This window comes from Sphingopyxis flava (assembly GCF_900168005.1).
Lineage (GTDB): Bacteria > Pseudomonadota > Alphaproteobacteria > Sphingomonadales > Sphingomonadaceae > Sphingopyxis > Sphingopyxis flava.
In genome coordinates, this window is the sequence record NZ_FUYP01000005.1 from 131425 (window position 1) to 153042 (window position 21618).

At 65.3% G+C, this 21618-nt stretch carries 24 protein-coding genes; 14 read left to right on the forward strand and 10 right to left on the reverse strand.

The annotated features are described in order from the left end of the window. Positions 1-2: 2 nt before the first annotated feature. From B5X69_RS05635 to B5X69_RS05655, 5 genes are read right to left on the reverse strand one after another with little or no spacing between them, the layout of a single operon-like run. Positions 3-746, reverse strand: a complete 744-nt coding sequence (locus tag B5X69_RS05635) for a flagellar basal body rod protein FlgF (protein ID WP_079637714.1) — start codon at positions 744-746, stop codon at positions 3-5. 32 nt (positions 747-778) lie between these two features. Further along, on the reverse strand, positions 779-1606 hold the full coding sequence (locus B5X69_RS05640) for a flagellar hook-basal body complex protein (protein WP_079637715.1): 828 nt from the start codon (positions 1604-1606) through the stop codon (positions 779-781). A gap of 4 nt (positions 1607-1610) precedes the next feature. Beyond that, positions 1611-1916: a flagellar hook assembly protein FlgD gene (locus B5X69_RS05645; protein WP_079637716.1), complete on the reverse strand. Its 306-nt coding sequence runs from the start codon at positions 1914-1916 to the stop codon at positions 1611-1613. A 2-nt stretch (positions 1917-1918) separates the two neighbouring features. Continuing rightward, complete coding sequence (flgC, locus tag B5X69_RS05650) at positions 1919-2320, reverse strand: flagellar basal body rod protein FlgC (protein ID WP_079637717.1); 402 nt, start codon at positions 2318-2320, stop codon at positions 1919-1921. 2 nt (positions 2321-2322) lie between these two features. Then, positions 2323-2661: a flagellar basal body rod protein FlgB gene (locus B5X69_RS05655; RefSeq protein WP_079637718.1), complete on the reverse strand. Its 339-nt coding sequence runs from the start codon at positions 2659-2661 to the stop codon at positions 2323-2325. A gap of 282 nt (positions 2662-2943) precedes the next feature. On the opposite strand from B5X69_RS05655, the gene B5X69_RS05660 reads away from it, so the two are divergent. From B5X69_RS05660 to B5X69_RS05685, 6 genes are all read left to right on the forward strand, one after another. After that, complete coding sequence (locus tag B5X69_RS05660) at positions 2944-3447, forward strand: flagella basal body P-ring formation protein FlgA (RefSeq protein ID WP_079637719.1); 504 nt, start codon at positions 2944-2946, stop codon at positions 3445-3447. Between the two features lie 277 nt (positions 3448-3724). Further along, complete coding sequence (flgM, locus tag B5X69_RS05665; protein ID WP_079637720.1) at positions 3725-4030, forward strand: flagellar biosynthesis anti-sigma factor FlgM; 306 nt, start codon at positions 3725-3727, stop codon at positions 4028-4030. Next, positions 4024-4329 carry a hypothetical protein gene (locus B5X69_RS05670; RefSeq protein WP_079637721.1) on the forward strand — a complete coding sequence of 102 codons (306 nt, stop codon included), beginning with the start codon at positions 4024-4026 and terminating at the stop codon, positions 4327-4329. The genes flgM and B5X69_RS05670 overlap by 7 nt, the downstream gene beginning before the upstream one ends. 79 nt (positions 4330-4408) lie before the next feature. Further along, a complete protein-coding gene (locus B5X69_RS05675) occupies positions 4409-5236 on the forward strand; it encodes a transglycosylase SLT domain-containing protein (RefSeq protein ID WP_079637722.1) in 828 nt (275 codons plus the stop codon). Beyond that, positions 5233-7356, forward strand: a complete 2124-nt coding sequence (gene flhA / locus B5X69_RS05680) for a flagellar biosynthesis protein FlhA (protein WP_079637723.1) — start codon at positions 5233-5235, stop codon at positions 7354-7356. Before B5X69_RS05675 ends, flhA begins: the two co-directional genes overlap by 4 nt. Further along, entirely contained in the window at positions 7346-8104 is a 759-nt protein-coding gene (locus B5X69_RS05685; protein ID WP_079637724.1) for a sigma-70 family RNA polymerase sigma factor, read from the forward strand. Before flhA ends, B5X69_RS05685 begins: the two co-directional genes overlap by 11 nt. Before the next feature lie 10 nt (positions 8105-8114). Here B5X69_RS05685 and B5X69_RS05690 read toward each other — a convergent pair whose 3' ends face one another. After that, complete coding sequence (locus tag B5X69_RS05690; RefSeq protein ID WP_079637823.1) at positions 8115-8597, reverse strand: MarR family winged helix-turn-helix transcriptional regulator; 483 nt, start codon at positions 8595-8597, stop codon at positions 8115-8117. A 453-nt stretch (positions 8598-9050) separates the two neighbouring features. Between B5X69_RS05690 and mobA the strand changes: the two genes are divergently transcribed. After that, a complete protein-coding gene (gene mobA, locus B5X69_RS05695) occupies positions 9051-9581 on the forward strand; it encodes a molybdenum cofactor guanylyltransferase (RefSeq protein ID WP_079637725.1) in 531 nt (176 codons plus the stop codon). A gap of 7 nt (positions 9582-9588) precedes the next feature. On the opposite strand, the gene B5X69_RS05700 is transcribed toward mobA, so the two are convergent. Next, positions 9589-10227 (reverse strand): TetR/AcrR family transcriptional regulator C-terminal domain-containing protein, encoded by a 639-nt coding sequence (locus B5X69_RS05700; protein WP_245798615.1) that lies wholly within the window; start codon positions 10225-10227, stop codon positions 9589-9591. 65 nt (positions 10228-10292) lie between these two features. Here B5X69_RS05700 and B5X69_RS05705 point away from each other — a divergent pair, with 65 nt between their 5' ends. The 3 genes from B5X69_RS05705 to B5X69_RS05715 are packed head-to-tail and all read left to right on the forward strand — an operon-like array spanning position 10293 to position 14434. Further along, on the forward strand, positions 10293-11714 hold the full coding sequence (locus B5X69_RS05705) for an efflux transporter outer membrane subunit (RefSeq protein WP_139375673.1): 1422 nt from the start codon (positions 10293-10295) through the stop codon (positions 11712-11714). A gap of 2 nt (positions 11715-11716) precedes the next feature. Continuing rightward, a complete protein-coding gene (locus B5X69_RS05710; protein ID WP_079637727.1) occupies positions 11717-12883 on the forward strand; it encodes an HlyD family secretion protein in 1167 nt (388 codons plus the stop codon). Between the two features lie 6 nt (positions 12884-12889). Further along, positions 12890-14434, forward strand: a complete 1545-nt coding sequence (locus B5X69_RS05715) for a DHA2 family efflux MFS transporter permease subunit (RefSeq protein WP_079637728.1) — start codon at positions 12890-12892, stop codon at positions 14432-14434. A gap of 37 nt (positions 14435-14471) precedes the next feature. On the opposite strand, the gene B5X69_RS21340 is transcribed toward B5X69_RS05715, so the two are convergent. Further along, positions 14472-15215, reverse strand: coding sequence for a TonB-dependent receptor domain-containing protein (locus B5X69_RS21340; RefSeq protein ID WP_176141520.1), 744 nt, complete (start codon positions 15213-15215; stop codon positions 14472-14474). Positions 15216-15233: 18 nt separating this feature from the next. Beyond that, positions 15234-16937, reverse strand: a complete 1704-nt coding sequence (locus tag B5X69_RS05720) for a TonB-dependent receptor (protein WP_217699100.1) — start codon at positions 16935-16937, stop codon at positions 15234-15236. Between the two features lie 113 nt (positions 16938-17050). Here B5X69_RS05720 and B5X69_RS05725 point away from each other — a divergent pair, with 113 nt between their 5' ends. Further along, the gene (locus B5X69_RS05725; protein WP_079637729.1) at positions 17051-17698 is read left to right on the forward strand and encodes a TetR family transcriptional regulator; all 648 of its coding nucleotides are present in this window, start codon (positions 17051-17053) and stop codon (positions 17696-17698) included. Between the two features lie 31 nt (positions 17699-17729). Next, on the forward strand, positions 17730-18827 hold the full coding sequence (locus B5X69_RS05730) for an acyl-CoA dehydrogenase family protein (protein ID WP_079637730.1): 1098 nt from the start codon (positions 17730-17732) through the stop codon (positions 18825-18827). Positions 18828-18972: 145 nt separating this feature from the next. On the opposite strand, the gene B5X69_RS05735 is transcribed toward B5X69_RS05730, so the two are convergent. After that, positions 18973-20202 carry an acyl-CoA dehydrogenase family protein gene (locus B5X69_RS05735; RefSeq protein ID WP_079637824.1) on the reverse strand — a complete coding sequence of 410 codons (1230 nt, stop codon included), beginning with the start codon at positions 20200-20202 and terminating at the stop codon, positions 18973-18975. 77 nt (positions 20203-20279) lie between these two features. Here B5X69_RS05735 and B5X69_RS05740 point away from each other — a divergent pair, with 77 nt between their 5' ends. Both B5X69_RS05740 and B5X69_RS05745 read left to right on the forward strand, forming a co-directional pair. Continuing rightward, positions 20280-21137 carry an oxygenase MpaB family protein gene (locus B5X69_RS05740; protein WP_245798626.1) on the forward strand — a complete coding sequence of 286 codons (858 nt, stop codon included), beginning with the start codon at positions 20280-20282 and terminating at the stop codon, positions 21135-21137. A 60-nt stretch (positions 21138-21197) separates the two neighbouring features. Then, complete coding sequence (locus tag B5X69_RS05745; RefSeq protein ID WP_079637731.1) at positions 21198-21581, forward strand: OsmC family protein; 384 nt, start codon at positions 21198-21200, stop codon at positions 21579-21581. The last annotated feature ends 37 nt before the right edge of the window (positions 21582-21618 follow it).

The window sequence follows — 21618 nt, forward strand, 5'->3', positions numbered from 1 at the left end:
CCTTAACGCGGCAGCTGCATCAAATTGGCGGTCGCGCTGTCCATGTCGCGCGCGTCGCTGATCAATTTGAGCTGTGAATCCCAGCTTTTGCTCGCCTCGATCATCTCGACGAGCGCGGTGGTCGCGGTGACGTTCGAGCCTTCGAGCGAGCGGGTAACGAGCCGCGCTTCGGGATCATCGGGCAGGATGCCGCCGTTCCGCACGCGAAACAGCCCGTCGAGCCCCTTGACGATATCCGAGCCCGCGGGGCTCGCGATGCGCAGCCGGTCGACCTGCTGCGGATTTTCGGGATCGCCGCCGGCGGGCACGACCCAGACGCGCCCCTCTTCGTCGATCTTGATCGCATCGGCGGCGGGAATGGTGATCGGCCCCTGCGTCCCCTGAACCGGGTGGCCGTCGCCGGTGGTGAGAAGGCCCGACGCCCCGATCATCAGATCGCCGCGCCGCGTATAGCCTTCCTCTCCGTTCGGAGCCTGGACGACCAGCATCGCATCGCCGCGTAGCGCAACGTCGAGGTCGCGCCCGGTCGCGGCGACGGTGCCGGCGCGCATGTCGGCGCCGATCACTTCCTCCGACGACACCGCACGCCCGCCGACGCCGCTGCCCTGAAGCCAGATCGTCTGCGCCTCCGCAATTTCGCCGCGGAAGCCTGGCGTGTTGACGTTGGCGAGGTTGTTGGCGATCGCCGTCTGCCGGGCCATGCTGCCCCGCATTGCGGTGAGGCTGGTATAGATGACGCGGTCCATGATGTCGCTCCGGGCAGACGGCTAAACGCCGGTCAGTTCATGTTGATGACGGTCTGGGTCAGCGTCGAAGCGCCTTCGATCGCCTTGGCATTGGCCTGGAAATTGCGCTGCGCGGCGATCAGCATCACCAGTTCCTCGGTAATGTCGACGTTCGACCGCTCGATCGCGCCCGAGCGCACGGCGCCCATAGAGCCGCTGCCCGGCGAATCGATCACCGGCTGGCCGCTTTCGCCCGTCGACTGCCAATGCGCGTCGCCGATGGGGCGCAGCCCTTCGGTCGCCGGGAAGGACGCCATCGCGACCTTGCCCAGCGTCTGCTCGGACCCGTCGGCGAAGGTCGCGGTGACGAGGCCGTCGGTGCCGACCGAGACGTTGACGAGCGCGGCGTCAGGATTATCGGGCGATGCCTTCGGGATCACCAGGTCATAGGCGGCGCCGAGCGTGCGGTCGGTGACATTGCCATCGGCGTCGACCGGCAGCAGTTGCAGCGTCGACCCGATCGTGTCGACGACGCGGCCATCCTCGAGCGGCGTAAAAGCGCCGTTGCGCGAATAGGTGACCGCGTTCGAGGGCGGGGCGCCCTTGACCACGAAAAAGCCCTCGCCGACGATCGCCATGTCGAGCGTCTTCTCGCTCGTTTCATACGAGCCCTGCGTGAACTGCTGGGTGATGCCGTTGAGGCGCGTGCCCTGTCCCGCAACCGTGCGGGTCGACTGGTTCGGCGACGAGGCAAAGATGTCGCCGAACTGTGCAGCGCTGCGCTTGAAGCCGATCGAGCCGGCGTTGGCGATATTGTTCGAGATGACCGACATTTCGGTCTGGGCGCCCTTGAGGCCCGAAAGCGACGTATAGAATGACATGGACTTATCCTTCCTGGGTGGATGCGGGGGCCGGCGAGGCCGGGGTATTGGCGCGAATTTCCTCAAGCAGCGCAGTCTGCGCCTTGAGCTGGTCGGAAATCTGCTGAAGCGTCGCGTTGGTCTCCGAAATGCCGGCAAGGCTGGAGAATTGCGCCATCTGGGCGACCATCTGCTGGTTATCGACCGGGTTGAACGGGTCCTGCTGCGACAGCTGCGCCGTCATCAGGCGCAGGAAATCACTCTGCCCCATCTGCTGCACACTCGTGGTCGTCGGGGCGGTCGAGCCGCCAGTTATCGCATTGATTGCCATGATTATTGCCCCAACCGCAGCGTTTCGTTGATCAGGCTCTTTGCGGTGTCGAGGACCTGAACATTGTTCTGATACTGGCGCGACGTTTCGACCATCTCGACCAGTTCGGCGGCGCTATCGACGGCGGCTTCCCAGACGTTGCCGTCGGCATCGGCCAGCGGATTGTCGGGGTCGTGCCGCTTTGACGGCGCCATTTTCGATGTGACGACCTGGTCGACCGCGACCGTCGCGTGGCCGGCGCTGTCCATCACGGTACGGAACACGGGTTTCATCGAGCGATAGGCGCCCGCCTCGCTCCCCGCGACGGTGCCTGCGTTGGCAAGATTCGACGCCGTGGTGTTGAGGCGGACGAGCTGCGCCGACATGGCGCGCCCGCTGATGTCGAAGATCGAGAGGTTCGCCATCGTCACTCTCCCTTGAGCGCGCGCGTCAGCGTGCCGATCCGGCCCTGCAGAAAGGCAAGGCTGGAACGGTAGGCGAGCGCATTTTCCGCAAAGGCAGTCTGTTCGGTCGCCATTTCGACCGTATTGCCGTCGAGCGACGACTGGACGGGGACACGATATTCGATCGCGGCCTCGGTCGAGGCGCCATTCTGCGCCAGATCGAGCGCCTTCGAGAAGTCGAGGTCGCGGGCCTTGTAATGGGGCGTGGCGGCATTGGCGATGTTCGAGGCGAGCATCATCATGCGCTGGCTGCGCAGCTGGAGCGCCGTCGCGTGCAGGCCGAAGAGCTTTTCGGATGCCATTGTCCATTCCTTCCTTTCGCCGCAGCTCCGGCCGGCAGCCGGCCGGCGCGATGCACGCGGTAAATTTCACGACGGACATGATGCAATCGCCATGCCAAATCGGCTTGGCGTCGGATTTCCAAGGCTTTTTCCCGTAAGCGCGGCGGAGCATTGTGATGCCTGGCGCGCCCTCGTCAAAAGATTGACGATGCCCCGCGATCAGTCACACCAAGCCGCCCGAAACAGGGCTTGGCACGCATCCTGCACACTGGCCTGCGACCCTTTTGGACAGGAGACGGAACCATGACGATCAGGCTCATCGCCGGCCTTGCCGGCATCGCGCTCTGCATGCCTTCGGCGCACGCCCAGCAAGCCACCGAGGATTGGCAGGCGATCGACGCGCTGACCGCGACGGTGGCAACCGCGATGGGGCGCACCGCGACGCCGATCGACCGCCGCATCAAGCTTCAGCGTTGCCCCGAGCAAGCGTCGATCACCGCGATCGACGCACAAACGCTCGCGGTCCGTTGCGCCTCGCTCGGCTGGCGCGTGCGCGTGGCGATGACGCTCGGCGAGGGCGCCGCACCCGGGCTCCTCCCCGCTGGCTATGCGAGGCCCGCCGCCCCCGTCATCCGCCGCGGCGACAATGTCCGCGTCTCGATCGAGACCGAAAGTTTCACGATCCACTATAGCGCCGTCGCGGCCGAAGACGGCCGTGTCGGTGACACGATAGCGCTGCGGGGCGACGCCAACCGCAGCCTGAGCGCAACCGTCACCGGCCCCGGCCGCGCCTTGCTTCAGGATTGAGACCTCACCCCTTTCCCCGGGCGGGGAGAGGGCGCGGTGCAACCGTCCTCAAGGAAAATGACCGCGCCCTTCCGCTGCGAGCTGGGAGGGCGCTCCGAACCATTGCCGCCTCACCCATCCCCGATGAGGAGCCGACGATGCTGTCGGCTTTCCGACGTCTCCTTTACCTTCTGCCAAAATTTTCGGCATCCGCCGCTTAATCGCCGCGCCGCGCCGCCGTTAAACCCCACCATAGGCGCCCGTCGCTTTTCTGACGGCGCGAGGATGGAGGCCCAGGATGGCGGGTGACAGCAAGATCGGACCGCAGGTCGCAGGCGTGATGCGCCCAGCAGCCATGCGCAAGATCGGCGCCGGTTCGGCGAGCGCTGCGCGCGCAGCCGCGGTGACGTCGCCTGTCAGCGAAGCCGAGCCCGCCGGACAACTGATCAGCCTGACCCGCGCGATCGCCGAGGACGGGCCGCCCGTCGATACGGCGCGCGTCGCAAACCTGCGCGCTGCAATCGCGACGGGAAGCTACCGCGTCGACGCGGACGCCACGGCGCGCGCGATGCTCGCCTTCCACCGGGGAAGCCCCGCATGCTGATGCACATCGACGAGATGCAGGCGCGGCTCGACGCGCTCGTCACCGCGCTCGACGGGCAGGACGCCGGGGCGATCATCGCGGCGTCCGAAGCACTGGCGACCGCGGTCATCCTGTTCCGCGGCGCCCCCATCCCGGTGGGCCGCGAGGCGCGCGCGCGCGTGTTGATCGGAGACGTGCTGAAACAGCTCGAAGCCGCCGCGATCCGCGTCAACGTCCTCAAGGACTGGACGCGTCAGCGGATTGACAGGAACCATGCGCTGCGCGGCATGGCGCCGCGCGGTGCTGCTTTAACTTACTGATAAATACAGCTTAAAATCATTCTTTCTGAAAGTGGCACGATGGTTGCTTCTGGTTTCGCGAACCAGCGGAACCAGGAATATGACGTCGATCAACCCTCTCGTGTCCCAAGCCTCCGGCGCCACCCCCATATTGGCGGCGGTGCAGGATGCGTCGACGCGCACGGGTATTGATTTCGACTATCTGGTCGACGTCGCACGCGTCGAAAGCCGCTTCAATCCCACCGCGCAGGCACCGACATCGTCGGCGCGCGGCCTGTTCCAGTTCACCCGTCAGACCTGGCTTGCGACCCTGCAGCGCCACGGCGCGGCGCACGGGTTCGGCTGGGCCGCGGATGCGATCGGCCGCGACCCATCGGGCCGGCTATCGGTCGCAGACCCGGCGCTGCGCGCCCAGATCCTCGCGCTTCGCGACGATCCCGCCGCGGCGTCGAGCATGGCGGCGGCGCTGACCGCCGATAATCGTGCGACGCTCGAGAGCCGTTTTGGCCGGGCGATGGAACCGGTCGACCTTTATCTCGCGCATTTCCTCGGGAGCAGCGGCGCGACGCGCTTCCTCTCCGCGTGGGAGGCGAACCCCGACCAGCCCGGCGCGGCGATGCTCCCCGAGGCGGCCGCCGCGAATCGTTCGATCTTCTACGCCGCCGACGGCAGCATGCGCAGCCTCGGCGAAATCCGTGCGCGCTTTGCCGCCAAGCTTTCAGCGGAAGGCGGCGCGATCGAGGTCCCTCCCTACCAGCCCACCGCCGAAAGCCGCTGGCAAGCCCAGACCGCCAGCGCCTCTGCGGCGGGCGGCGGCGGGCGCCCACCGCTCCAGATGATGGACATTCAGCCGATGCCGAAGAAACTGTCGATGGGCTTCGCCGCCCAGGCTTATCAGCGGCTCGCGTCGCTGGGAGGCGGCGCATGACGCCGTCGCTCGACCTCCGCCAGATCGGCCGCAGCGCCGGCGCCGCAGCGCTGCCCGTGGGGATGCTGATCCTCGTCGGGCTGATGGTGATTCCGGTTTCGCCGACGATTCTCGACATCAGCTTCGTCGGCAACATCATGATCAGCCTCGCGATCCTGATGGTCGCGCTGTCGGCGTCGAAGCCGCTCGACTTTTCGGCCTTCCCGACCGTGCTGCTTCTCGCGACGCTCTTCCGCCTCGCGCTCAATGTCGCTTCGACGCGCGTCGTCCTTGTCCACGGTCACGAAGGCACGGCGTCGGCGGGCCATATCATCGAGGCGTTCGGCCAGGTGCTGATCGGCGGCGACTATGTCGTTGGCCTGTTCGTCTTCGTCGTACTGATGATCATCAACCTCGTCGTCATCACCAAGGGCGCCGGGCGCGTTTCCGAAGTGTCGGCGCGCTTCACGCTCGACGCCCTGCCGGGCAAGCAGATGGCGATCGACGCCGATCTCAATGCCGGCCTGCTGACCCCTGAGGAAGCAAAGGCACGGCGGCAGGAAGTCGCGACCGAAGCCGATTTCTATGGCTCGATGGACGGTGCCTCGAAGTTCGTGAAGGGCGATGCGGTCGCGGGCCTCTTGATTCTGTTCGTCAACATCGTGGGCGGGCTGATTCTGGGTATGGCGAGCCACGGCCTCTCCTTCTCCGAGGCCGGGAGCACCTATGTGACGCTCGCGATCGGCGACGCGCTCGTCGCGCAGATCCCTGCGCTGCTGCTGTCGATCGCCGCGGCTGCGATCGTCACCCGGGTCAATTCCCCGCTCGATCTCTCGGGCCAGATCGGCAGCCAGTTCGCCTCCCCCCAGGTATGGATGGCGGTGGGCGGCATTCTCTTTATCTTTGGCCTCGTCCCGGCGATGCCGCAGATGTTGATCCTGCCCGCTGCTGCGCTGGCGCTCGCGCTCGGCTGGCAGATGCGGCGGGCGGCCGCCCTAGCGGACGCGGCTCCGCCGCCCGCCCTTCCCGCCGCCGATCCGCACCATATCGAATGGGCCGACGTCAGCGAAGCGAGCCCGTGCCAGCTCGAGATCGGTTATGCGCTCGTCGCACTGGTCGACGAACGCAAGGGCGCGCCGCTGATGGGGCGCATCACCGGCATTCGCAAGCAACTGTCGAAGGAACTCGGTTTCGTCATTTCTGCGGTCAAGGTCTCGGACGATCTGTCGCTGCCCGGCAATAGCTATCGTATCTCGGTCGCCGGAGTGATCGTCGGTGAGGACGAAATTTTCCCGAACGAACTGCTTGCACTCGACTCGGGCGATCTCGTCACCCAGGTCAGCGGACGTCCGTGCAAGGACCCGACCTTCGGTCTCGACGCGCTATGGATTCCGAAAAGCAGCCAGAATGACGCGATCGCGGCAGGCTACACCGTCGTCGATCCCGCGACAGTGGTGGCCACACACCTCAACAACAGCATCATCGCCTCGGCGTCCGAACTGTTCGGGCTCGACGATGCGCAGGCGCTGATCGATCATTTGAAGCTCCACTATCCCCAGCTTGCGCAGAATCTCAGCCCGCAGAGCTATGCGCTGCCGCGCGTCGCGGGACTATGCCGGGCCCTGCTCGAAGAGCGGGTGCCGCTGCGCGATTTCCGCAAGATCGCCGAGGCCATGGTGACGCTCTCAGGGCAGCAACTCGGCGACGTCGAACTGGTCGAGGCGGTGCGCCAGCGCATCGGCGCGCTGATCATCCAGACGATCGTGCCCGCGCGCATGCCGCTTCCCGTCGTCACCTTCAATCCCGAGGTCGAGATGCTGCTCAATCAGGCGGTGCGCGCCAATCCAGGCGCCGAGTGGCCGTTCGAACACGGCATGGCCATGAAGATACTCGGCGAGATCGGACAGGCGGTTGAACCCTTGCTGCTCTCGACGCGCAGCTTTGCTCTCGTTGCCTCACCGATCTGCCGCTCGGCCCTGTCACGGCTTGTGCGCGCGACTTTCCCCGATGTCGCGGTGATCTCCTATCTCGAGATCCCCGCCAACAAGGCCACCGAAATCGTCGCGACGATCGGCGCCGAGCCCGCGCGCCTGGGCCATGACGACACCGATGAGATGAAGGATGAACCTCATGAGATTTGAGCCCGCCGAACAATTCGGCGCGGGGGCGGCCGCCCTTCACACCTCGCAGGCCCTGAAGACGCACGGCTATGGTGAGAGCGTCGAGTCGCTGGTCGAGGAATATGCGCCGCTGGTCCGCAAGATCGCGTGGCAGATATTTTCGCGCGTGGCGCGGACGAACGAGCTAGACGACCTGATCCAGATCGGTCTGATCGCGCTGATCGAGGCGAGCCGTCACTATGAAGAGCGCGGATACGCCTTTGCCACTTATGCCTCGACACGGATTCGCGGCGCGATGATCGACCAGCTGCGGCGCGAAGCCGACGTCGGTCGCTCGGCGATTGCGGCAGGCAAGCGGCTGCAATCGGTGCGCCGCACGCTTGAGCAGCAGTTGATGCGCGCGCCGACCACCGCCGAAATGGCCGAAGCCTTCGACATGTCGGCCGAGGAATATTTTGCCTTCGAAAGAAGCGCGACCCATGGCCGCTCGGCCTCGCTGGACGCGTTGACGGAGGGCGGCGCCTTCCTGATCGCCGACGAAGCGAACGCGAGCGACGCGTGCGAGCAGGAAAGCACGCTCGCAGCGCTGCGAGCCTGCATCACCGCGCTTCCCGAACGCGAGCAGCTCGTGCTCCAGCTCTATTTTTTCGAGGAACTCAATCTGCAGGAGATCGGCGTCACCCTCGATGTCAGTGCGGCGCGCGTGTGCCAGATCAAGCGCGACGCCATGGCGCGCATTGAAGGAATGATGCGCGCGATGACCGAATGAAGGTGCGCGGTTACGCCGCGCGGCGCTGCCGATCGAGCCAGGCGTTGGCTACGGCATCGAAAAAGGCCGTCATCCGCGAGACGCCCTCTTCGGTCAGCCGCACGATCGAGCGTCGGCGATCCTTCTCGTCAAGCGTACGCTGGACATAGCCTTGTTGCTCGAGAGCCGCGATCATGCGGAGACCTGAGGACAGGGGAACCTCGGCGCCCGTCGAGAGGTCGCTTGCGCTGAGCCGGCGCCCGTTGGCGCGAGCGAGCATCAAGTCCAGCATCATACCCCAGCTCGCGCCCCCCATTTGAGCGCCAGGGAAATGGCTTCGGCGCATTCGCCGCACCTCTATGTTGAACGCGATCCGTTCGACCATGTCGGGGGGCGTAGGGATGGCGCCGGGATCGCGCTCGGCTGGCGCCGCGGTGCGGCTGACAAGCAATTGCTGGATTTGGTCGATTCGCGACTTGATCTCGGAAATCTCGAGATTCGAAAATTGCTGCATATATGACCCCTCAGGCGCGATGGATTCCGCTCCAGCGCCGCCCCCCATTGCCCCACCGAATGCGATCCATAGAGGATAGCGCGCCCGATTGTGAAAGAAATATGCATTACGATGAATGCATAGCTTCAATCCAATATTTTTCTCCGTCAGTCCTGAGAGTCATCTCACGATGACGAAGATCTGCTGGCCGGAGATCGATAGGCGCAGAAGTGCTAAGGCCGAAACGCATTGCGCCCCCTCGACAAGCGCGCGCCTCTATCGATTGATCGGCGCGGCGCGAATAATCCGGAACCCATTGTGAGGATCGCCCGTGCGCGCGGCACCGGCTATCAAGGTCAAGGCAGGTGACGTGATTCGAGAGCAAAGAATGCTGGCAGCAAGGCCTAAGACCGGCGCGCGGAGCGGCATATTGCGGCACCCCGAGGCCATGTCTTTCGCCATGGCCCGGTTCGCGTGACGCGCCTTGCCGCGATTCTCGCCGGCGGACAATCGCGCCGCTTTGGCAGCGACAAGGCGCTCGCGGTCTGGGAGGGACAGCCGCTGATCGTCCATGCCGCGGCCGTCCTTGCCCGGCATAGCGACGAAGTGATCGTTTGTGGCCGCAGCGAAAGCCCCTTGACGCTGCCCCATCTGCCCGACCGTCCGGCGCCGGGACTGGGTCCGCTCGGCGGCCTCTGTGCTGCGCTTCACTACGCTGCAAAGGCCGGACATGAGGCCGTGCTGTCGCTGGGCTGTGACATGCCGCGACTGGAGGCCTGGCTGCTCGATCGTCTCTGTCGTCCGGGTCCTGGCCGCTATTTGATTGAAGCGCCCATCATCGGCTGCTGGCCCGCATCGCTCGCTGAGCCCCTGGCCGCCTATCTGCTTGAGGGTCGCGACCGGGCCGTCCGGCGCTGGGCGGCCCAGGCAGGGATGGAAGGCATTGAAGCAGGCGCGCCGCTCGCCAACCTCAACACGCCGGCCGACCTTGCGGCGCTTCGATGAAGGCTGATCAGCTTTCCGGTCCCCAGGCGCGATAGAAGGTGTCGAGCGCCGCGTCGATCTCAGCCTCGATCCGGTCGCGGCCGATGCGGCGCGCCTCGGCGAGGTTGAGCAGCGTAAACTGAAAAAGCCCTGCCTGGCAAAGTCCGGCGAGGTGATAGACCGCTTGCAGAGGGTCCCCGCGACGCAGCTCGCCGCGGTCCATTTTCGCGGTGATCCACACAGCGAGCCGGGCCTTTCCGCGCCGCGGGCCTCTGTCATAGAAGGTCTGGGCCAAATGCGGGAATCGCCGCGCCTCGCCAATGACAAGCTGGTAGAGCGCGAGCAGCGGATCCGAGGTCAGCGTCGTGACGAGCACCCTGCAAAAGCGGCGAAGAACGGGAAGCACCTCTTCGTCGACCGGCAAATCGACCTGAAGCGCCGCGCCATAATATTGGACGATATCATCGACGACCGCTTCGAACAGCGCCTCCTTTGAGGGGAAGTAGGTCCATAATGTTGTCTTCGACCCACCGACCTTTCCTGCGATCGACGACATGGTGGTCCCCGCGTAGCCGTTCGCAAAAAATGCCTCGCGGGCCGCGTCGACAAAGGCCTTGCGCCGCGCTGCAGCCGCACCGTCACCCGAAACCGTACTGGCTGGTATCATTTTGATTGACAACCTCACTCCTGCCGTTAATGGGCTCATGATACCAGCTAGTATCGTTGGATGCCATGCCTCGTTTCATTTTGACGACAACCGCGCTTTTCGGCCTGCTTGCAGGCTGCACAGCGCCCGACCTTGGCCCGAGGCCGGTACCGGCAGCGCCCGAGTCGCTCACATCCGATGCGTCCTTTGCCGATGCAGCGGGCGCGTGGCCAGTGGAGGGCTGGTGGCAAGACTGGGGCGATAGCCAGCTCGACACGCTGATCGCGGAAGGGCTCGCGGGTTCGCCCGACATCGCAGCAGCCGCCGCGCGCGTTCGCGCCGCCGATGCGCTCGCGCAGCAGGCGGGCGCTGCGCTCATGCCGCGCCTGGGCGCCGAAGCGAGCGCGGGGGGCACCCAGCAGAGCAAGACGATGGGTATTCCGCCGCAATTTGTCCCTGACGGCATTCAGGATACGGGTCACGTCGCTGCGACCTTTGCCTTCGATCTCGACCTTTGGGGCCGGAACCGGGCCGCGCTCGCCGCGGCAACCTCCGAGGCTGAGGCGGCGCGCGTCGATGCGGCGCAGGCACGCCTGATCCTGACGACCGGCGTCGCCGCCGCCTATGCTGACCTTCAAGGACAATATGCAGCGCTCGACGTTGCGCGCGAGGCGCTGCGCGTGCGCAGTGCAAGCGCGCAGCTGTCCGCCGACCGCGCGCGCGCGGGGCTCGACAATCAGGCAAGCGCCAGCCTGGCCGACAGCCGCGCGGCTTCGGCGCGCGCCGACATCGCTGCGCTTGAGGAAGCAATCGCGCTGACCCGCAACCGGATCGCCGCGCTCGTTGGTGCCGGACCCGACCGCGGCCGGACGATCGCCCGCCCGAAGCTCGCCACCCCATCGGCGGGCTTGCCCGCCGGCGCGGGGATCGAGCTGATCGGGCGGCGTCCCGATATCGCCGCAGCGCGGCTGCGTGCCGAAGCCGCAGCACAGCGTATCGATGTCGCGCGCGCCGATTTCTACCCGAATATCAGCCTCTCGGCGCTCGTCGGCTTTCAATCGCTCGGACTCAGCAACCTGTTCGCCGCGGGATCCAAATATGGCAACGGCGGTGCCGCGATCACGCTCCCGGTCTTCGAGGGCGGGCGTATCGAGGGTCGCTATCGCGGCGCGCGCGCCGACTATGACGCCGCCGTTGCGCGGTATGACGGCACGCTTGTCGCGGCCCTGCGCGAGGTCGCCGACATCGTCGCGAGCCGAGCCGCGACAGCACGGCAACTTGACGAACGCCGCGCCGCGCTCGCGGCCGCCGCAACCGCCGCGAAACTCGCCGGACTTCGCTATGGTGCGGGTCTCGACAATCAGCTCGCTCGGCTGACCGCCGAGGATAGCATGGTTGCGCTGAGTCGCTCGGTCGCCGAGCTCGAAGCGCGCCAGCGGACGCTCGACATCGCCCTCATCCGCGCCCTTGGCGGCGGATACCGGGCCCCAACCGCAACAGGAGAATGACGATGGCCGACGGCACGGCTACGGCCGCCCCCGCTCCCCTCCCCCAGGTCGGTGAAAATGACGAGGCGAAGGAAGCGAGGCTGGCGAAGCGCAGGAAGCTGCTGCGCATCCTTGCCATCGCCGTCGTCACGATCGCGGCGCTGTGGGGTCTGTGGTACTTTCTGACCCAGGCCGGCCGCGTGTCGACCGACAACGCCTATGTCGGAGCCGACAGTGCGACGGTTACGGCCCTCGTCTCCGGGCCCGTCAAGGAGGTCCGCGTCAGCGGCACCCAGACGGTGCGCAAGGGCGACATCCTCGTCATTCTCGACGACGCGGATCAGCGCATCGCGCTAGCCGATGCCGAAGCGACGCTGCGCCAAGCGCGCCAGCGCTACGGTCAAGCCGACGCGACGGCTGACGCTGCGCGTTCGCGGGTCGCAGCGCGCGGCGCAGAAATCGTGCAGGCGCAGGCGCGGCTGCGCGACGCCGAGGCGACGGTCGAACGTACGCGCGCCGAACTGGCGCGGCGCGAGAGCATCGCGGGGACGGGCGCGGTATCGACCGAAGAGCTGACCGCGGCGCGTGCGGCACTTAAGCAGGCTCAGGCGGCCCGCGATCTCGCAGCAGCGGGCGTCACCTCGGCGCAGGCGACGCGCGGCTCCGCGGCGGGTGACCTCGGTGCAGCGGAGGCAGTCGTGCGCGGTACTACGATCGACACCGCCCCGGACGTCGCGGCGGCACAGGCGCGGGTCGAGAAGGCGAAGCTCGACCTTGCGCGGACCGTAATCCGCGCGCCGGTGAACGGCATCGTCACGAACAAGCAAGTGCAGGTCGGCCAGCGGATCGCGGCGGGTGCGCCGATCATGGTGATCGTGCCGATCGACGCCGCCTATGTCGACGCCAATTACAAGGAAAGCCAGTTCAAGAAGATCCGGATCGGCCAACCGGCCGAACTTACCTCCGACTATTATGGCGGCGACGTCGTCTATCACGGCAAGGTCGTGGGCATCGCCGGCGGAACCGGCGCCGCCTTCTCCCTTATCCCGGCCCAGAATGCGACGGGCAACTGGGTGAAGGTGGTGCAACGGCTGCCGGTGCGCATTGCGCTCGACCCCAAGGAATTGAAGGCGCATCCGCTGCGCGTCGGCCTGTCGATGGAAGCAACCATCGACACGCGCGGCCGGTAACACCCAATGTCCAGCACCGCCGCCCCGACCCTTCCGGCGGAGCCGCAGCCGCTCTCGGGCGTACGGCTGATCGCCGCGGCCGTCGCGCTCGCGCTCGCCAATTTCGTCGTGGTGCTCGACACGACCATTGCGAATGTGTCGGTGCCTCACATCGCGGGAGGTCTTGCGGTGTCGCCGACGCAGGGAACGTGGGTTATTACGAGCTATGCCGTCGCCGATGCCATCAGCGTCCCGCTTACCGGCTGGCTCGCCGCGCGCTTTGGCATGGTTCGCTGGTTCCTGATCTCGATCGCAGGTTTCGGCCTCTTCTCCTTTCTCTGCGGCGTGTCGCGCACGCTCGATGCGCTGATTCTGTTCCGCGTCCTCCAGGGCCTGTCTGGCGGACCGCTGATGCCGCTATCGCAGATCCTGCTTCTGCGCATCTTTCCCAAGGAAAAGGCCGGTGTCGGCCTTGCAATCTGGGCCATGACCACGACCACAGCGCCTATACTCGGGCCGATTCTGGGCGGCGTGATCAGCGACAATTGGAGCTGGCCCTGGATCTTCTTCATCAACCTCCCGGTCGTTGCAATCTGCGCCTTTGGCGTAGGCAGCATGCTCGGCGGGTTCGAGACCAGGCGGGTCAAGGCACGCATCGACACCGTCGGCCTCATCCTCCTCGTCCTCTCGGTTGGCGCCTTTCAGATCATGCTCGACACCGGGCGTGAGCACGACTGGTTCGATTCAACCTGGATCGTCGGCCTCGCGATCGTCGCCGCGATCAGCTTCATTGCCTTCGTCATCTGGGAACTGACCGACGCCAATCCGGTCGTCGATCTGCGCGTCTTCCGCTTCCGCGGCTTCAGCTTCGCGACGATCGCGATATCGCTCGGCTTCGGCGCTTTCTTTGCGCAGGTCGTGCTGACCCCTTTGTGGCTGCAGCAGGTCGCAGGTTATACGGCGACCGACACCGGCTTCGTCGTCGCCTGGCTCGGGGTATTCGCCGTGCTCTTGTCACCCGTTGCGGCGGGCTCGATCGGCAAGATCGACATTCGCATCACGATCAGCGCCGGCATATTGTGGATGGCCTTCATCTCGACCCTGCGCGCGGGCTGGACCGCCGATGTCGATTACTGGACGCTCGCTTGGCCGCACATATTGCAGGGGATTGGAATGCCCTTTTTCTTCGTCGGGCTGACCGCGCTTGCGCTATCGAGCGTGCCGATGAAGGACCAGACCAGCGCGGCGGGACTGATGAGCTTTCTGCGGACCCTGAGCGGCGCGATCGGCACCGCTATCGCGACGACCGCTTGGGACGATTCGACCGCCAGCGCGCGTGCGCAGCTCGTCGCGACCATGAACGACGCCGGCGGCGCGATCTACCAGCTCCAGCAGGCGGGGCTGACGCTCGAACAGGCACGCGCCGCAGTTACCCGTATCGTCGAGGTCCAGGCCTCGACGCTGGGAGTCCTTCATCTCTTCCTCGCCGCAGGAGCGGTCTTCCTCATTGCCGCGGCCGCCGTATGGTGTGCGCCGCGTCCCAAGCAGATATCGATGGGCGCTGCACATTAAGGCTTTGGGACGGACGGACGCCGTCCGTCCCAGGCGTTCAGAAGTTGAATTTCGCCGTCACGCCGTAGCTCGGGCTGCGGCCCGGGAAGCGTACGGCGGCGTTCGCATTGGTCGCCGCCGACATCCAGTAATAGGTGTCAGTGATATTCTTGCCCCAGATCGACACGTCCCATTTTCGGTCCTGGCTGTAGAGGCCGAGGCGGGCGTTGAGAATGCCATAGCCCTTGATCTGGAGGGGTTCGAAATCCTCGATCGTGCTGCCGGTCTTTGACTGGTAGCGGCCGTTGAGGATCGCGCGGATCCCGAGCCTGTCGCCAACCGGCGCGTCATAGGTGATCGTCGCCGCGCCCGAGAATTTGGGGCTGTAAGGAAAGGCGAAACCGTCGAAGTCGAACGGCTGGCCGGCTGCGTTGATCCCGACATAGCCCTGGATCTCGGTCTTGAGCCAGGTCGCTGCGACGCTGAGGTTCAGGCTGTCGGTGACATCGATGCTGAGATCGCCGTCGAGGCCATAGGCGCGCGACTTGGGAATATTATCGAGGCGAAGCAGCGTCGTGTAGATTGGGTCGGCGAAATAGACCGCAAGCTGCTTGTCGCGATAATCATAATAGAAGGCAGCGAGATTGAGGTGCATACGCTGGCCGGCAAGACCGAGCTTGGTGCCCACTTCATAGGCTGTGAGCTGCTCCTGGCGCGCCGGGCGGTTCTGCGTTGCTATATTGGCCGCGTTGACCGGGGTCGAGCCCGATTTGTAGCCGCGCGATACCGAGGCATAGAGCATCGCATCGTCCCCTGCATCTCAGGTCAGCGCGCCGCGCCACGCGACATTATCCTCCTTGAGCGTCGAGGTGACCGCCCCGAAAGTCCCGGTATCGACATCGAAGGTGTTGCATTGGTTCGCGGTGATGGGAGGCGTGAAGACGCCGTAGACCTGGAAGAAGAAGGCGCGGTTGAACAGGTTGACGTTGGGCAGCATCGAATCGCCAATCGAGCGCGAGCATCCCTCATACTCCTGCCGGTCCTTCGTGTAGCGGATTCCCGTGGTGAGCTTCAGCGTCTCTGTGAGCTGCCAGTCGGCGCTTGCGAACAGGCTCCACGTCTCGGTGTCGAACGCCGCCTGGTCGCGATAGGTGCGGAAGGATTGCGCAACGTCAAGAGCAGTGTAGCCTGGCGAGTTGAACGGTGTGTTCAGAAGGCCGAGCTGGAGGATCAGCGCGCGGATCGCACCGACATTGGCATTCTGGCCGAGAAGCGTCTGGTTGGTGTCGGTCAGCGTATCGCTGGCGTAATAGCCGCCGATCACCCATTCGGCGGGACCGGTTGCCCCCTGGAAGCGAAGCTCCTGCGAGATACTCTCGATCCGGCCTTCGGCGTGCTGGATCAGTATCTCGTAGGGAGCGCCGCTCCAGTCATATTTGGCGTTGCGCTTCACGCGGTTGTAGCCGGTGAGTGAAATGAAACTCAAATCGTCGGCGAGATCGAACTGGATGAGCCCGCGCAACCCGACGAAATCGCTGTCCTCCTTCAAGGGTCCGTCGATGCCGGGGCCGATGCCGATATCGGCACCCCGCACCGAGCGCGGCGCCCAGTCGGCGCTGTTCGAATCCCAGCGGCCCGCGTTGTCCGCGACATATTGCGGCAGGCCCGGGGCATTGAAGAGGCTGAAGATCGTGCCGTTAGCGGGATCGGTGTTGGGCGTGAAGCCCACCGCCTGCCCCGCAAGCGTGTCGGACTTGTTGACCCACACATTCGCCCCAATCTCGATTCTCATGCCGTCGGTGGGTTCGGCGGCGAGCGTCAGCCGCCCGCCGTAGCGATGCACCTCGCCCAGCTTTTCGTCACGCGAAATGCTGTGCTGCCACCCCTGCCAACTGTCTTCGGTGCGCCATGCAAAGCGCGCTGCGACTGCGTCGCCGAGCGGTAGATTGAGGAAGACCTCGCTGTTGAGCGTTTGCTGGCTGCCGCCCTCGACCGTGGCGCCGCCGGAAAATTCGCCGAACTTTGGCTTGGCCGTGATGAAGTTGACGAGTCCGCCGGTGGTGTTGCGACCGTAGAGCGTGCCCTGCGGTCCTTTGAGCACCTCGACGCGTTCAAGGTCGTAGACAGGACCGCTGTTCATGAACGGATAGGCGAGCGCGACCTCGTCCTGATAGGTGCCGACCGTCGAGGTCGCCGAAAGGTTGATCGTGTTGAAGCCGATCCCGCGCAGCGTATAAATGGGAATCCCCTGATAGCCGCGCGAGACGTTGAGGCTGGGCACCACGGCCTGGAGATCCTCGGTCGAGGTTACGCGCAGATTTTCAAGCGTGTCGCCTGAGAAGGCCTGGATTGCGAGGCCGATGTCGTTGATCGCCTCGGCGCGGCGCTGCGCGGTGACGACGATCACGCCGTCGTCCGCGGTCACAGTCTCGCTTCTTTCCGCATCCTGCGCCCGGGCGGGCACCGTCGCAAGCGCTGCAATCCCGATTCCCGCCAACAGAAGCGACCGTCCCGTCATGCTCATCAAACCCTCCCATTGCGAATTATCAGGCGTGATAGTTATCATTGCTGATAGAGATTGCAACAGCAATTGCATTTTCGGGCAAGGGATGGTCTTTCGGGCCCCAAGGAGCTGAGATGGCAAGCGCAAGCGAGAAAACCGAAAGCCGGACGCGGGGATCGATCCGCGAAGGCCTGCTCGATGCGGCGAGCGCCCTGATGCGCGAACAGGACAAGATTGATGTCGGCATTGTCGACATCGCGGCGCGCGCGGGCGTGAATCACGGGATGATCCGCTATTATTTCGGTGACAAGGAAGGGATGCTCGCCGCCCTGCTCGACCGCGATGTTTTGCGGGCGATCCGTCAGCTCGACGCCCTGTTCCGGCTGAATGTGACCGCGACCGAACGCATGCGCATTCACCTCGAGGGCATCCTCGACACCTATTACCGCATTCCCTACCTCAATCGGCTGATCCAATATATGGTCCGCGACGCCGAGCCCGATCGCGTGCGGCACATTGGCGACGAACTGCTCAAGAAGATTGCGGGCGCACAGGCAAGGATCATCGAGGAAGGCATCGCCGCAGGGGAATTTCGCGACGTCGACCCCAAACTCTTCTACTTCAATACGATCGGCGCGGCCGACGGCCTCTATTCGAACCGGCTGACGCTGCAGGTGGTGTTCGAGGGCAAGCCCCACGCCGACGATGACTTGCACGCACGCTACCGAAAACACACGGTCGAGACGCTGCTCGCCGGACTGGTGAAAAATTATCAGACTTGATAAACTATTTCCATGCCCGCATAGGCGTGGAATGGATCTGGAATTTAAGGAGGAAGAGCGACTGCTGCGCGATTCGCTCGCGCGCTTCCTGTCGCAGCGGTTCCCCTTCGAGAAGCGGCGACATTTGCGCAGCGCCGAGGCGCAGCTCGCCGCGTGGCGCGAAGTCGATGCAGCCATCGGCGTCGGCGCCGCACCGCTTCCCGAGCATGTCGGCGGCGTCGGCGGCGGACGCGTCGCCGCGATGATCATCGCCGAGGAGCTGGGCGCCGCACTTGCCGTCACACCCTTCATCGACTGCCATATCCTGTCGGCGACGCTGCTGCTCGCGCTGGGCGAGGACGCGCGCGTGGGAGCGATCGCGCGCGGCGATGCGCTGGTGATTACCGCAATCGAAGAGCCGCAAACCCGCGGCGATATTGCCGCAATCCGTGCGCGCGCCACAGCTGCGCCGGGCGGCTGGACACTCACCGGCCAGAAGATCGCGGTTCCCTTTGCCGCCGAGGCGAGCGACATCTTGCTTCCCGCACGCGACGAGGGCGGGCAGCTGCGTCTTTTCCAGCTTCCCACAGCGTCGCTGTGTGGCAAGCTCCACCCCTATCGGACGATCGACGATGCGCCCGCCGCCGACCTGCTGCTCGAGGGCGAGCCGATCGATGCGGCGCGCGAGATCGGACGCGGGCGCGACGCCGAGGCGGCCCTCCATGCCGCGGTCGAGGCCGCGATTTCTGCGCTGTGCGCCGAGGCAGCGGGGCTCGCGCGGGTTCTTCTCGAGGATACGCTCTCCTATACCCGCCAGCGCCGACAGTTCGGACAGCCGCTCTCGAGCTTCCAGGCGCTCCAGCACCGCATGGTCGACATGCTGCTGCGGCGCGAGGAGATCTCGGCAGCCGCGCTGCTTGCGGCTCTGAAGCCTCACGACGCGCGCGCCAGCGCTGGAGCCAAGGCGACCGTGAATGAAGCGATCCGCAAGATGGCGCAGGAAGCGGTGCAGCTGCATGGCGCGATGGGGATGACCGAAGAGCTGCGCGTGGGCCATTATTTCAAGCGCGCGACCGCGATCGAACAGCGGCTGGGGACAAGCGATGCGCATGTCGCACGTTATGCGGCGGCGATGCAGCGCGCAGGCTAATGCCCTCGGGGAGTGGGCGCAGCGGGCAAGCCAGGATGGAGGGCTGGGCGCGATGGCGCCGCCCAGGCGAGGCGGTGATCTCGCCGCTTCTCCGCAACGCGAGAGCAAGCTCCCGGCCCTCACAGCCCCGCCTAAGGCGATGGCTTCAGAGACCCAGCACCGCCTTGGCCAGAATATTGCGCTGTATTTCATTCGATCCGGCGTAGATCGATCCCGCGCGCTCGTTGAAGTAGCGCAGCGGAGCAATGGCCTGCCAGGGTTCGCCGGTCAGATGGCTGTCGGCGGGCGGGACATGCGAGGGAACAGCGGCGCCCGGATGCCCTGCATGCGGCTGAAAGGCCGTACCCGCGGGACCCGCAGCCTCATAGTCGAGCTCGGTGATATGCTGCGCAAGTTCGGTCGCCATGATCTTCAGCAGCGACGCCATGACCCCGACGCTCGCCCCCTGCCCTGCCGAGGACAGGAGGCGCAGCTCGATCATTTCCAATATGTCGACGCGGATGCGCGCGCGCGCGATCTTATGTGCAAAGACGGGATCGTCGCCCAGCATAGCGTTGTTCGCTGGGGTTTCGGCGGCGCGGCACGCGAGAGCATCGACTCGCATCGCGAGCGCCGGGGCGTGCGCGGACCCGCCTCGCTCGAACTCGAGCAGATATTTGGCGACGGTCCAGCCCCGATCCACCGCGCCGATCACATTGGCCTTCGATGACCGCGCATTATCGAAGAAGATCTCGGTCTGGATCGTTTCGCCTGAGATCATCGTCAGGGGGCGAACCGTCACCCCCGGCTGATCCATGGGAACGAGCAGAAAGGTGATCCCCTGTTGGGGCCGATCGCCCTTCGAGGTCCGGACGAGGCAGAAAATCCAGTTGGCCTCGCTCGCGTGCGTGGTCCAGATTTTCGATCCGTTGAGCACGAAATCGTCACCATCGGCAACCGCGCTCATCTGAAGTGCCGCGAGATCGGACCCCGCGCCCGGTTCTGAATAACCCTGACAGAAGAAGACCTCGCCCGACAGGATACGCGGCAGGAACCAGGCTTTCTGCTCCTCGGTTCCGAAGGCCGCGATGACATGGGCGACCATGTGAATCCCCATCGGCGAGAGCGGAGGTGCACCGGAGCGCGCGCGCTCGCGCGCCCATAGGTAGAATTGGGCCGCACTCCAGTCGCGCCCGCCGTGCTCGGGCTGCCAGTGCGGCGCGGCAAGACCCTGCGCATGGAGCTTCGACTGCCAGGCCATCGACACGCCATGATCAGCGTAGACGCTGGTCATACCCGCCGCGCCGGCACGGAGGTCCGCCGTCAGTTCGCGCTCGAGCAGCGCTCGCATCTCGCGCGCGAATTCGGCTTCGGCATCGCTCCATTCGAGGTTCATCATTCCACCCGTTGCCATCAATTATCACATCTGATAACGATTAAATCCCGAAGGTCAATCGCCACACGGAGGCGCCCATGAAGCCGATTCTCCGTCGTCCCGCCGCAATGGCGATCGATTTTACCAGCCCCGAGGGAGAACCCGCGCTTGTCGCGCCCGATTCGGTGCAGTGGAGGGTATTCAAAAATCCCGTCGCGCTCGCCATCGGCGGGGTTGCGGCAGTGCTGCTCGAATTTGCCGACGCCCGCATCCGGTCGGGGGTCTGGGATCATTCGACTTACAAGGCCGACCCGATCGGCCGCTCGCAGCGCACGGGCATGGCGGCGATGGCCGGCGTCTATGCACCCGCCAGCGCGGCGCGGCGGGTGATCGGGGGCGTGGGGCGCATGCACGCCAAGGTGTCGGGAACCACGCCGGGAGGCGAGACCTATTCGGCGCTCGACACCGAGTTGCTCAATTGGGTCTATGCAACCGCGCAATATGGCTTTCTCAATGCCTATCATCGCTTCGTGGCGCCGCTCTCGGCCGCCGACCAGGCGCGCTTCTGGCGCGAGGGCGAACCCGTCGCGCTACTCTATGGCGTGACCCGAACACCAAGGTCAGAGGCCGACTTTCTGGAAATGATGGAAGAATTGCTGCCGCGTTTCGAGCCGCACCCGATCGTCACCGAATTTCTCGACATCATCGGGTCGGGCCGCGCCGCGCCCTCGGTGCCGTCTTTTCTGCACAAGTCGCTCGCGCGCGCTGCAGTCTCGCTATTGCCTCCCGCAGTGCGCGCGCGGCTCGAACTCGGCCCGCGCTACGATCTTGGCCGGCGCGACCGACTGATGGTCGGCGCGATGGCAAAGCTTGCCGATCGCATCAAGGATCGCGGATCCCCGGCGTGGCAGGCAGCCGAGCGGCTCGGCCTTCCCGGCGACACCGCCTGGCGATGAGGCTTGCCCCCACCGAGGGAGCGTGAGAGATTTGCGCGGGGCCGCAGCAGGAGAAAAAGCATGGCCATGGGCACCGCACGTATCGGCAAGGACCGCTATCGTACCGAGATCGAGGTCGGCGGCCACAAGCTGGTATCCGACGAGCCTCCCGGCCTCGGGGGAGGCGCCGCCGGCCCCGCCCCCTATGACCTGCTTCTCGCCAGCCTCGGCGCATGCACCGCGATTACGCTGCGCATGTACGCGGACCGCAAGCAATGGCCGCTTCAATCGGTCGAGGTTGGCCTTCGCCTCTCGGGCGGACCCGGTGCGATGCACATCGATCGCACACTTTCCATTGCAGGTCTCGACGATGTGCAAAAATCCCGTCTCGCTGACATCGCCGAGCGCACCCCGGTCACCCGGACGCTGAAAGACGGACTGCCCATCACGACGACGCTCGTCTGATTCGCCGCCAAGGCAAGCCGTCTTCCGACAGCGAGGC